The organism is Streptomyces sp. H27-H1, assembly GCF_026627445.1.
In the GTDB taxonomy this organism is placed as follows: domain Bacteria; phylum Actinomycetota; class Actinomycetes; order Streptomycetales; family Streptomycetaceae; genus Streptomyces.
Genome location: NZ_JAPNLJ010000076.1, coordinates 1 through 11,869 on the forward strand (window position 1 = coordinate 1; position 11,869 = coordinate 11,869).

7 protein-coding genes and 3 pseudogenes are annotated in these 11,869 nt (G+C 66.6%); 7 read left to right on the top strand and 3 right to left on the bottom strand.

Going from position 1 to position 11,869, the window contains the following annotated elements; translation table 11 throughout:
- Nucleotides 1-185: 185 nt before the first annotated feature.
- Both OTB20_RS39305 and OTB20_RS39310 read left to right on the top strand, forming a co-directional pair.
- Nucleotides 186-428, top strand: a complete 243-nt coding sequence (locus OTB20_RS39305; RefSeq protein ID WP_267824718.1) for a hypothetical protein — start codon at nt 186-188, stop codon at nt 426-428.
- 315 nt (nt 429-743) lie between these two features.
- The gene (locus tag OTB20_RS39310) at nt 744-1,595 is read left to right on the top strand and encodes a DUF4394 domain-containing protein (protein WP_267824719.1); all 852 of its coding nucleotides are present in this window, start codon (nt 744-746) and stop codon (nt 1,593-1,595) included.
- A gap of 963 nt (nt 1,596-2,558) precedes the next feature.
- Here the strand turns inward: OTB20_RS39310 and OTB20_RS39315 are convergent.
- The 3 genes from OTB20_RS39315 to OTB20_RS39325 form a co-directional block, all read right to left on the bottom strand.
- The gene (locus tag OTB20_RS39315) at nt 2,559-2,762 is read right to left on the bottom strand and encodes a hypothetical protein (protein ID WP_267824720.1); all 204 of its coding nucleotides are present in this window, start codon (nt 2,760-2,762) and stop codon (nt 2,559-2,561) included.
- 564 nt (nt 2,763-3,326) lie between these two features.
- Nucleotides 3,327-3,791 (bottom strand): hypothetical protein, encoded by a 465-nt coding sequence (locus tag OTB20_RS39320; RefSeq protein ID WP_267824721.1) that lies wholly within the window; start codon nt 3,789-3,791, stop codon nt 3,327-3,329.
- A gap of 869 nt (nt 3,792-4,660) precedes the next feature.
- Complete coding sequence (locus OTB20_RS39325; RefSeq protein WP_267824722.1) at nt 4,661-5,143, bottom strand: hypothetical protein; 483 nt, start codon at nt 5,141-5,143, stop codon at nt 4,661-4,663.
- A 169-nt stretch (nt 5,144-5,312) separates the two neighbouring features.
- On the opposite strand from OTB20_RS39325, the gene OTB20_RS42995 reads away from it, so the two are divergent.
- The 5 genes and pseudogenes from OTB20_RS42995 to OTB20_RS39345 all read left to right on the top strand — a co-directional run.
- Nucleotides 5,313-6,089, top strand: coding sequence for a DEAD/DEAH box helicase family protein (locus OTB20_RS42995; protein WP_420716591.1), 777 nt, complete (start codon nt 5,313-5,315; stop codon nt 6,087-6,089).
- A gap of 40 nt (nt 6,090-6,129) precedes the next feature.
- Complete coding sequence (locus OTB20_RS39330; RefSeq protein ID WP_420716592.1) at nt 6,130-7,815, top strand: Helicase associated domain protein; 1,686 nt, start codon at nt 6,130-6,132, stop codon at nt 7,813-7,815.
- Between the two features lie 68 nt (nt 7,816-7,883).
- Nucleotides 7,884-9,093: pseudogene (locus OTB20_RS39335) on the top strand (IS3 family transposase).
- A 32-nt stretch (nt 9,094-9,125) separates the two neighbouring features.
- Nucleotides 9,126-9,314, top strand: a pseudogene (locus OTB20_RS39340) (IS110 family transposase); the annotation flags it as partial.
- Nucleotides 9,315-9,425: 111 nt separating this feature from the next.
- A pseudogene (locus OTB20_RS39345) lies at nt 9,426-9,642 on the top strand (integrase core domain-containing protein); the annotation flags it as partial.
- Between the last annotated feature and the right edge of the window lie 2,227 nt (nt 9,643-11,869).

Genomic DNA, 11,869 nt, shown 5'->3' on the forward strand with positions numbered 1-11,869 from the left:
ACACACCCTCCCCCCGCAACCACCACCCCACAACGATCGTTCACCACCCGCCTCACCTTTCCTCCCCCGAGGCACCCAGGGCCCTGCACGGCTTCCCCCCACCGGCAGGGCCCTCGGCATGAAACCACCCCCCCAACACAACAGCCGCCACCCCCGCTCGAGGCAGCGGCTGACAGGGCGAGGGCATGAACAATCAAGAACAACGATTCCTGGAAGCAGCAATCCGGAACCTGCACAACGCCCAGGAAGCCCTGCACACAGCCCGTCAGAACCTGACCCAGGCCACCCTGACCGCCTACGCCAACAGGGAACCCGTCCCGCGGATCGCCGACCGCACCACCCGCACCGACATGCACTCAAATCTGTCGGCACACACAATGCCCCAACTCGCCGTCCACGTCGGCAACTTAAGTGACCCTCAACACTGAGACCCGGCCCGAGCGCGATGGCTCTACCCGGTCAGAACGTCGGGCTCCCGGTGCAGTCGTGGCCCCGGCAGCCACGGCCATCCGGGTGCCAGTCCAAGACACGGAGAAAGCCGACGCACTGATGTACTTGCTAATCAATAGTCCACCGTTAGCCTTCGTTTGCATCTCGGCCGATTCACACCGGGAATGGCAGTTCACGCCACAAGAGAATGCTGAGGAACACGACCCATGAAGCGGACATTTAGTCGGCAGGGCGTCTCATCCTGCCTTCGGGCTATGGCAGGTCTAGCCATCACGGTAGCTCTGTCGTCGGGCATGACCGCGAACGCTGCCCCCGCCGGGCCGCACCCGTCCTGTCCGACGGCAGACCGCGGTGACTCGAAATGCGTACCGTCGTACTGGGTCAACGACGGCGGAATTGAACCGTTCGAGCTTCGACAGTACTCCCCAACGGGCGCGTTGCTGCGCACGGTCACTGTGGAGGTCCCGTTCTACGACATCGCCACGAACTCCGACGGAAGCCAGCTCTACGGCGTCGAAACGAGTACCCCCACCACCCCCAACAGGCTGCACACCATCAACCCGGCGACCGGGGCCTCCACGAGCGTGGTGACCATCACCGGTCTACCCGACACGGAGTCCCTCAACGGGCTGTCACTACGGCCCAACGGCATGCTGCTGGCCGGCAGCGGAACGTCGAACACGCTCTACGAGATCAATCCGGTCACCGGCGTCGCGACAGCGCTGCCCGTCAGCCTGGCCCCGGGCCGATCGTTGTCGGGTGACATCATCACCCTGCGCGACGGCGACCTGCTGGCCATCGACATCGGCGCCGGCACGCCCGCCCAGACGCTGGTGCGCATTCACCCCGACGGCACCCGCACCGTAGTGGGCACCCTTCCCGACGGGATCGGCTTCTACGGCCTCACTGTCTCCGGCGGCCAACTCTTCATCGCCGGTGGCGACGGCGCCGTCTACAGACTGCCGGCACCTCCCACCGCCCCGTCCAACCAGCCGCTGCCCCTGCAGCAGGTGGTCGCTGCGTCTGCGGGCGTGTCGTGGTACGGCGCAGCTTCGGTCGAAGACAGCGGCTGTAAGTGCTCCGGCGGAAAGAACCACAGGCCGCAATTCGAAGGGCTCTTGAACGGCATTGACTTCGGCGTTTGACTGGGTGTGGGGCCGGTTTCTGTAAGGTAACGCGAAAATACCTTCCCAGCTGGACCGATAAACCCAACGGGTCTGTCGGTCCAGACGGAAGGCACTTTCTGCGTGCAGGGAATCCGTTCGCGTCCCAAGCGCCATGTCTCCGCTGACGGCGCAGGGGTAGCCCACGCCCGGCCGCGGCTGCTGGCGGATCATGCCGACGCCACCGGGCTGACCACCGTCTACTCCACCGCCTTGACACCACGCGGCACTGGCCACGCCCCCCGCCCGATCGCCATCGACCTCGCGGTGACGCACGCCAACACAGGCCAGCCGATCACGGAACCAGCCGTGTGGCGGGACCAACACGAGGGGCACGGCCCCGTGGCCTCCACGGGGCCGCGCCCCTGTCGATCTCACGCCGCCTAACTCAACACCTCACGGACTCCCGCAAGACACCAAGCGACTCGGCGACCCGGATATGAACGACACGCCCGGTGGTCATGCCCCTTGTGGCGGTGCAGCCGATCTTTCAGTGCCTGCCGCACCGACGGCCCCTCCGCACCAGCCGCACCCACCCCGGCCGCACCGTTGGCACACACCTGGCGTGAGCAGCCGGACGGACAACCGCGGACGCGCCCCCGCCCCCCGCCGGGCAGGACACGGGGGCAGAAGCAGAGCGCGGCGGAAATCCGCAACCTGCTGACCGCCGCCGGTATCTCACGCCGCGCGTGACACCAGCGGCCGCCACCGCCAGGTTCACAAGGCGAACAGGCCCCCTTTGCGCAGCAGGCCCGGACGCGCGGCCGAACATCTGGCGTTTCAGCATCTTGATGCGGTACGCGATGGTCATGGTGCCGTCCGGCACCATGACCACCAACCTGTGGAGGGTAAGTACCCGCCCGCCGTGAGGCCTGGATCAAGCCGGCCCGGCAGCCCACTCAGCCTGCGTCAACCCCAATTGACGGTGGTGGCCTGGTGGTGGGGTCAGCGGCCGGTGACGGCGCGGTAGGAGGCCATGCCGTCATGATGGGTGATGTGATCGCCCAGGACCGCGGGACTGGAGTCACCAGTACTGGAGACCATCGTGATCACATACGTGTCGTTGTCAGCGTGGGCAGTACCCGTGGACAGGGCCGCCGCGGCCAGGAGGACCGTCATTCCTGCTGCGGCACGTCGCATGAGCTTCACCAAACACTCCTTCAAACGGGGATATGGAACCCGGCGCCGGAACGGAACCGGACCACCATCACACCCCACCCCCCACCCCAGATAATCCGATTAACCCGAAAGTGCGCGATTCGCACACGCCCGCACACCCCGCTCCAGGACCAGGACGGCACCCCGCCGACCACGCCTGCGCCGGACATCGACCCCCCAAGCCCCCTGACACCTGACGCTGACACCGCCGTCCACCACGAGAACCCGCCTGGTGCCCAGTCCATCGCCGTACTCACGCACCAGGTGTCAGGGCCTACAGGACGAGCTCATGCGTCCCATACAAAGCCACCCAACCGACGCCCCCGCACCGAGACGTGAGGCAACGCCACTTCCAACCCTCGGAACCCAAGGCAACAGACGGCGCGCTGAGCGTCTCCCAGGAGCCACCCCGACCGAGGTCCGGGACGTGTTCTGGGGCGCACAGCGCGCCGTACAGCGGCTAGAACGGGGCAGAGGAGCTGCACTCCTGACGCAGAAGACTATTTAGCATTCCATGTCTTCAAATTTCCCAGGAGCCGAGAGCGGACCGCCTGCCTAGTATGGTGCGACCTGAACCTGGCTCTGCGCAGGAATCAGGCCCTCCAGGAGGTCAACGATCTCATTGAACATCGGCGTGCGAGGGTTGCTCTTGCCACAGGCGTGCGAGAACTTGATGCTGGCGGTCCTCAGCGAGTACCGCTTCATGCTGCTGGGGCAAAAGACCGGCTTGGGCTGACTGCCCTCCGCAATCAGCCCGGGGTCGGCAATTAGCTCGTGGAGACGTTGAGACTTCCGCGAGGTTGGCAGCCCGCCACTCTGCCGGTCCCAGTGCCGGGTGTACTTCCACTGCCCATCCTGCTGGACCGTGTAGTAGGCGCTCATGTATGACGGCGTCTCATGGCGCACCAGCTGCACCAGGCTGTTAGGGGAAGACTGTTGTGCCATCGCGGGTGCTGACGTCGCAGCCAATCCCGCAACCGATATCGCTCCTGCAACAGCGATCGCAGCCAGCTTCTTCACTTTCTGCCTCCAAGTCACTCTGAACCAGTCTTTAGCGAACACAGGGATGCTGACATGACTTCAGAGGGAGCCCGTGTGACGGGAAGCTGCTTTCGGCCACGAAAGAATAGGATGTGCGTTCGACGAATGGCCGCCGAGTGTGATCTATCGGTTGGGGACAGTGGTGTGAGAGACAGGGGGTTCTGGTGTGTTGATGCTGATCGGGGGCTGGGTTTGGGGCGCGGGGTCGCTGTCATGGACGCGAGAGATCAATGCGGGATCGCTGTCCCGAGCATTCGCCGTCGGGAGGGTGACATTGTCTCAGTTTCGTGAGTTCTGATCCACTGAGCTTCTTCGAGTGGGCCGCTGAGCTTGTTCAGTGCGGCCACTGATCGAGTGATGGCGGGGAGGGTGTAACGGCCGAGGCACTCGGGGAGTTGAGCGGATGCCGCAATGGGGCCGGGGACTGGAAACGGAGCGAAGCCACCACGCCTGTCCCCGACCCTACTGGCTGGCTCAGGAGAACCCACGGGATGTCACACAGCCCGTCATGCCGGTCATCGTGCCGGCCAGGGGCCAGGGCCCGGTACGGTGGTCGTACTTCGGCAGCAGGCAAAGGGGTGGCGGGTATGGCAGGCGAAACGCTGGTGACGGTGGTCGGCAATCTGTTTCTCGTCCACCACCAGCCCATCAGCGCCCAGTCAAGGCAGTTGGGCTCGGGCAATGTACGGCGCTCAAATTCCTCATCGATGCGTGTGTGATCGGTCGTTCCAAGTCCCGTTGCGCTCCCGGAGGAAGGTGCCGCATCGCCCACTCGAGGGCATTGTCGGTGGCCAGTTGAGATGGTTCTGATCCACTTCTTGTGGAGCAGTGACGTGGCGTCACGACGCTCAGTCGGAAAGTATGATCTGCCGACGTAGGAGGTGGAAGCCGGCCCGGCCATAGCCGTCCCTTTTGATCCGCTTCACTCTGTTCACGTGGGCCAGGCCCAGGAAGCCATCACGACCTGGATGGCACTGCGCCACGAAGGGGGCCTGGACGCACTCGTCGAAGCTGAGGCCACAGAGGAGGAACTCGCCCTCTGGCAGGCGGGCAACAGCCACAAGGAGGAAGTCTGGCCGCGCGACCTGGAGCAGATGCGTGAAGAGCTGCTCGGTCTGAAGGTCAGCGGCCTGATCATTACCCTCAACTCGGCCCTGAAGCGTTTCAGTATCGGCATCGGCAGCCTTGACGACCGCTACCCCACGCTCCTGTCCGTGGCCTTCCTCCAGCTGTACAACCACCTCGCCGAGGACGCCACCATCCGCGAGTGCGCGAACGAGACCTGCCGGCGCCCCTTCGTGCGCCAGCGCGGCCGCGCCGAGTACGGACACAACCGCACCAGCGGCGTCAAGTACTGCACCCGCGAGTGCGCCCGCGCCCAGGCCCAACGCGAGCACCGCCGCCGCAAACGGCCAACGCTCAAGCCGCCCAGTAGCCACATCCCCGCGCGGGCAATCCGCGGCCCAACCGCGGATTCCGGCTGGAGACAAGGACCAGGACGTGACGACACAGCTCCGCCCCCACCAACGCGAGGCCGCCAACGCCGTCCTGCGCGCCCTCGCGTTTCCTCAACGATCGCTTGTGCCGGAGCGGGGGCTCCGAACTCAGGTGATCATGGCGACCGGGTCCGGGAAGACCCGGGTGGCGGTCCACAGCGCGGAGGAACTCCACGCGGACCGTGTGCTGGTGCTCGTGCCCTCGCTGGACCTGCTCGCCAAGACCGAGACCGCCTGGCGCGAGGGCGGCCGCCGAGGTCCGACGATCGGGGTGTCCTCACTGCGGGACGAGGAAGTGCCCTTCCCCAACACCACCGACCCGGTCGAGCTCGTGGAGTGGACCCGCGGTCTGGACAAGGTCACCGTGTACGCCACATACGCCTCCCTCGGACTCGGCACCCTGGAGAAAGCGCACACCGCCGGCCTTGCGGCCTGGGACTTGATCGTCGTCGACGAAGCACACCGCACGTCAGGGCGGATCGGGAAACCGTGGGCATCCGTCCACGACAACACCCGCATCCCGGCGCTGCGCCGGCTGTACATGACGGCCACGCCCCGGATGTGGCAGCTCGGAGACGACAACGAGGCCGGCCCGCCGGGCGAGCTCGTCGCAAGCATGGACGACGACCCCGCCGGCGCGTTGGGTAGCCGGTGCTTCACCCTGACCCTCTCCGAGGCCATCGACCGGGGCATCTGCGCCCCCTACCAGGTCGTCTGCGTCGACGTCACCGACACCGCGCTCCAGGCCGCGCAGCTCTTGGGTCCAGGGCCGGTCGGATGAGGTCCGCGAGGCACGCCTCGCCGCCCTGCAGACCGCGCTGGTGAAAGCATCGGCGGAGGAGGGCTTCCGCAGGACGCTGGTCTTCCACCACGTGGTGAAGGAGGCCGAAGCGTTCGCGGCTGGCCTCCCCGACGTCGCTGCCCAGTTGCATTCCAGCGACCCCGAGCTGTACCCGAAGACGATCTGGGCGGACTGGCTCTGCGGGGAACACAAGCCACTCCACCGCCGCCGCGTCCTCACCGAGTTCGCCGAAGGCATCGCCACCGACGGCACCGTCGTCGAGAAGGGCTGCCTCGGGTCCGTGAAGGTCCTGGGAGAAGGCGTCGACACCAAGAACTGTGACTCCGTCTACTGGGCCGACGTACGCGGCTCCATGCCCGACCTCGTCCAGGCCGTGGGACGGGCGCTCCGCATGCAGCCGGACGAGGGGAAGGTCGCCTCGCTCGTCGTGCCGATTCTGCTCGGACTCGGCGAGACGGCCGACAACATGCTCACCAGCCGCGTGTACGGCGGCCTCGCCAAGCTCCTCGAAGCACTGCGAGCCCACGACGCCCGGATCGTAGAAACCCTCGCCGAACAGCAGGCCCCCAGCCGCTACACACCCGTCAACAAGGACGGCAGCGGCCGAAACGGCAACGGGACCGGGAGCCGCTCCGGAGGCGTCAGCGGCCCTGCCAAGACGCTGCTGAAGTTCTCCACGCCGCGTGACCCGGCAGCGCTCGCCGCGTTCATCAACCTGCGGGTCCTCAACCCGGAGCACGAACACTGGCGCCGCGGGGTGGAAGCCGCCGTCATCTACGCCCGTGCGCATGGCGGCCTGCGCGTGCCGTTCACGTTCCGTGTGCCGGCCGCCGAGGAGGCGGAGAAGGCCGGGTGGCCGGCCTCGCTCGCCGGGTTCCCGCTCGGGCAGTGGACGGCCGATGCCCGCCGCTTCTACAGCCGCGGCGACATGGACGAAGAACGCGTTGCCCAGCTGGAGAAGCTCGGGATGGTCTGGTCCCACTTCGACGTCGCCTGGGAGGAGGGCCTGGCCGCCGCGCACGGGCACCTCCTGGCGCCGCTGGACGCCGCCTTCCAAGGCTCAGCAGTGGGGATCTGGCTGAAGAACGCCCGGGTCGCCGCGCGGAAGGCGCAGGAGATCGAGCAGCGGCGTGCCGAGGGGCTGCCGGTGGAGTCATCGGCCGGGGCGATGACGGGGAAGCGGCGCGAGCAGCTGGAGGACATCGCCCCCTCGTGGTGCCCCGCGTGGCCGGTGACGTGGCAGCGCTGCTTCCACCTCGTCCGGCTCCACCTGGACACCGGCCAGGCGTTGCCCACCGTGGCGGGCGGGGTCGTGCGCCAGGGCGAAGACCTCGGCCGGTGGGTCACCACGGTCCGGCACGGGTGGGACGAGCTCACTGGGGTGCAGCAGTGGATGTGCGCGCAGGTCCTCGGCATCGAGCCCGCAACCGAGGCCGAGAAGCCCAAGGCCCACACCGGCCAGGCCGACAAGTGGGCCATGCACCACGCCTCCGCCGCCCAGTACTTCGAGCGCGAGGGACATCTCACGATCCCGCGCAAACACGTCGAGACCATCACCCTCGGAGGAGACAGCAGCGAGGACCAGGCGCAGCGGGACGTAGAGCTGAAGCTCGGGATGTGGGTGCACAACCAACGCCGCCGGGCCGCCACCCTGACGCCGCAGCGGGTAGAACTGCTGTCCAGGGTCGGGATGAGGTGGGCGTAGGGCCTTGACCCCGGATCTTGGACACCGGAGAGACTTGGATCTTGATGGTCCAGGAGAACGGAGTCCCCATGGGGATGAAGCACTATCCCGCTGAGTTCAAGGCGGATGCGGTCGCGTTGTACCGCTCGAGGTCGGGAGCGACGATCAAGTCGGTCGCCGCCGATCTCGGGGTGAATACCGAGACGCTGCGGAACTGGATCCGGGCCGCTGACGGGCGTCGCCCCGGCTCCCCTCGGCTCAGCCGACTGTCGCGCAAGCCGGCGGTGACGCCGTTCAGGCGGAGCTGGCCGCGGCCCGGAAGAGGATCCGCGAGCTGGAGGAAGAACGGGATATTCTCCGCAAGGCGGCCCGGTATTTCGCGACGGAGACGCGCTGGTGAACCGCTACCAGTTCGTTGACGATCACCAGCGCCGACACGGCGTGAAGCGGCTCTGCGACATCCTCGGCGTTTCCCGCTCGAGCTTCTACTACTGGCGCCGCGCCGCGGCCACAAGGGCGGCCCGGCAGACCGTCGAGGACGGGCTCGCGGCCCGGATACGCAAGGCCCACCAGGACTCCGACGGCACTTACGGTGCCCCCAGGATCACCGCTGAACTCCGCGATCAGGGCGGCCCGGTCGTCAACCACAAGCGCGTCGCCAGGATCATGCGGACCATCGGAATCGAGGGAGTCCGTCTGCGCCGCCGGCACCGCACAACCGTCGCGGACCAGGCCGCGGCGAAGGCACCGGACCTGATCGGCCGTGACTTCACTGCGGCCGAGGTCAACATGAAGTACGTCGGCGACATCACCTATCTGCCGGTCAGCGGTTCGAAGCCGCTCTATCTCGCGACCGTCATCGACCTCGCCTCCCGCCGGCTGGCCGGCTGGGCCATCGCCGACCACATGCGCACCGAGCTCGTCACCGACGCCCTGACGGCGGCCGAGCGGACCCGTGGGAACTTGACCGGAGCGATCATGCACACCGACCACGGATCTCAATATTCGAGCAGGGCCTTCGCGGAACTCTGCAGGTCAGCAGGGCTCCGGCAGAGCATGGGCGCGATCGGATCCAGCGCGGACAACGCCGCCGCGGAAAGCTTCAACGCCGCCTTCAAGAGAGAGACTCTCAAAGGCCGCAAAGCCTGGTCGAGCGAGCGTGAGGCCAGGCTCGACGCCTTCCGCTGGCTGACCCGATACAACACCCGCCGCCGGCACTCCCGCCTCGGCCAGCGATCTCCCGTCGCCTACGAAAACGACGCCCAAGCAGCAGCAACTACCCTGGCCCAAGCCGCATAGACGTGTTCAGAATCCGGGGTCAAGGCCCCTCCGCCCTACGCAACTCGCCCGGCGCCCGCCGTTACTACGACAAACAGCGTGCACGGGATGTCGGCTACAACCCCGCCCTTCGACAGCTCGGCAATCGCCTCGTCGGCATCCTCCACGGCTGCCTCAAGACCCGCACCCTCTACGACGAAGCGACCGCATGGTCGCACCACGCCCACCTCCATGCCGCTTGACCTCAAACGACATGGGGTGTCTCAAACGCTACGTCATCCGCGAGGTCTATCGCCTGCTCCGACCCGCTCCAAAGACACCCCGTACGGTCAGTTGACAGCTATAGGAGCGTCAACGCCCTGATGGAGTCCACGATCGGGCTCTACAAGACCGAGTTGATCAAGCCGCAGCGGCCCTGGAAGATCCCACGTGGAGCTGGCCACCGCCGAGTGGGTCGACTGGTACTGCCACCGACGGCTACACGGTGAAATAGGGCACACCCCGCCCGCCGAATACGAGACCAACTACTACCACAAAACCACGAAACCCCAGGTCACAGTCAAGATCTAGAGTCTCGATCGAACCCGGAACGGTTCACATGCCACACTCACCGGCTGGTGAGTCGTCCAAGAGCTCGCTGCTTCCTCAGCTGCCCTTACCGCACAGATATCCTGACTTCGCTGGTCGAGACCTGCCTCAACAGCCGCCTCACGGGCTGCTACTACCCGTCGCCGAACCTCCGCGCAGGCTCGAGCAGCGGCCGCGATCTTCTCACCGGCCGGCAGCCCCGCCCCTGCTGCATCCATCGCCGCAACATCCGCCTCGCCGAGTGCGAACTGAACCGCGCAGCGCCGACATCTCCCGCCATCCGCGCAGCCTGCGGTCCACGAACCGCAATCCGAGCACCGGACGGGCAACCCGTCCATGACTTCCCTGCCACGGTCGGCGGGCTCCGCGGACATCGACCTGCCCATCCACGTCCGCCGGGCCGCTGGACCAGGCCGACACGCCCAGCACCGGCCGTCCTCCCCCAGGACGCATCGGCAGTGCGCACACAGCCCCGCCTCCAAGAGCCGCTGCCGATCACGCACCGCCCGCCGCTCGATACGAACAGCCAGGCACTCGGTGCACTGCTCACCCGAGTGCCAACGCACGCCCTCCTCGCATTGGGGATCGTGGCACCCCCACCGCACGGCAGCAACCTTCAACAGCCAGCCCTCGATGCTGCGCATCGCATCCGGTGAAAACTTCGCGAACCGGGACTGGAGCCGGGCTCGAAGGCGTTCGGGCTCCATACCGTCGGCAAGCTGAGTCCCAAGCTGACGGGCGAAGGAGCGTTGAACGAATGGCGGGACTTGCTGGACGAGCCAAGCCACCGGCTCGATCACCCAAGCCAGCCGCGGGCTGAAGGTCAGGTCTGGGCCTGTATAAGCCACCCGCTGGCCGGCATTGAGATCAGGTGCGGGGAGTGAATTCTCATCCGCGCGCAGCGCGAGACCACCGCTGCCTCGCACCGGTGCTCGGTTCGGCTGCGGGTTTTCCACAGGAACCTCGCGCGCTACTACGTCAGCCTCGCCTACGGCGGGTGAGATCAAACTACCCTCGTGAACGAGTCCGTCAGTCTGCAGGTCTTCCTCAGTCGCGAGGGATCCATCACCAGCCCGGGAACCCGAACCGTCACCAACACCGAAACACCGAGGCCCGTGTTCACCAGATCTCTCCTGGTTGCGGTGCGACTCGACAACGGTCTCGGAGAGTGCGGGACGGTCCAGCACCTCGTAGACATGCCGACCTTGGCGACCTTCACGGCGGTGAACCCGCAGCCAATTTTGGGCCTCCAACGAGTCCACGACCGCAGATGCCGCGCCGGCACCGATCGCCTGCCCCGCCCGCTTCCCCGAGTGATGGACCAGCACCTCACCCAACTGCGCCTCGGACACATGCATACCCCGGGCCTCCGCGTACGCCAACGCCGCCCACGCCCGCAGCTGCCGTGGCTCCAACAATTCTGCAGCAACCACCGGCACCCACACGAAGGACTCCTGACGTGGCAGAGGGCGGACACGCCGCTCCGCAGTCGTGCCCAGACCGCCAGGTTTCGTGCGCCGACGAGATTGCAGCTCCACTACGCCGTCGGACGGATCGGGCCGCGACAGAGCACGGAGACCGCGCTCCACCGTGGAAGGACTCATACGCAAATAGCCGGCGAGAACCGCAACTCCTGCCGTACACCCCTCCGGCCGCCAACCCAACGCGGCCGTCTTCACGTACACCGATAACGCGACATCCGGATACGCGCTCGACGAAACGACTCGCCAAGGAACCCGTACGCGACCGCGCCGTGCCAAGGCCTCGTCGTGCCCAGCCGGGGACAGTGTGGCCTCAGGACGCCGGCAGAGGCGAGTGCGAGAGGTGTACGAATCCGTGCATCTCAGGGATTCATCCTGGTCAGAGAAAGGTTCCGTCTCAGCAGAAGGCAACACGAGACCAACCCCATGGCTAGCAGTAATACTGTGCTCCAGGAGTTACGGGGGGAATCGAGGCAGTACGGACCTATCGGATCGGCAGAGTCTTTTCTGGATCCGGCGTAGGCCGTTTCAGTTATGAGGAGGGGGCAGGCTTCACCGACCTTGCGCTTGGGGGGAGTTCGGCTGTGACGCCCGTCCGCACGCGAGAACGCGAGGGTCTCTCTGCCCCACCCAAATGATGTCGGGCGGTGCTACGGCGATGGATGCAGCAGGGGCGGGGCTGCCGGCCGGTGAGAAGATCGCGGCCGCTGCTCGAGCCTGCGCGGAGG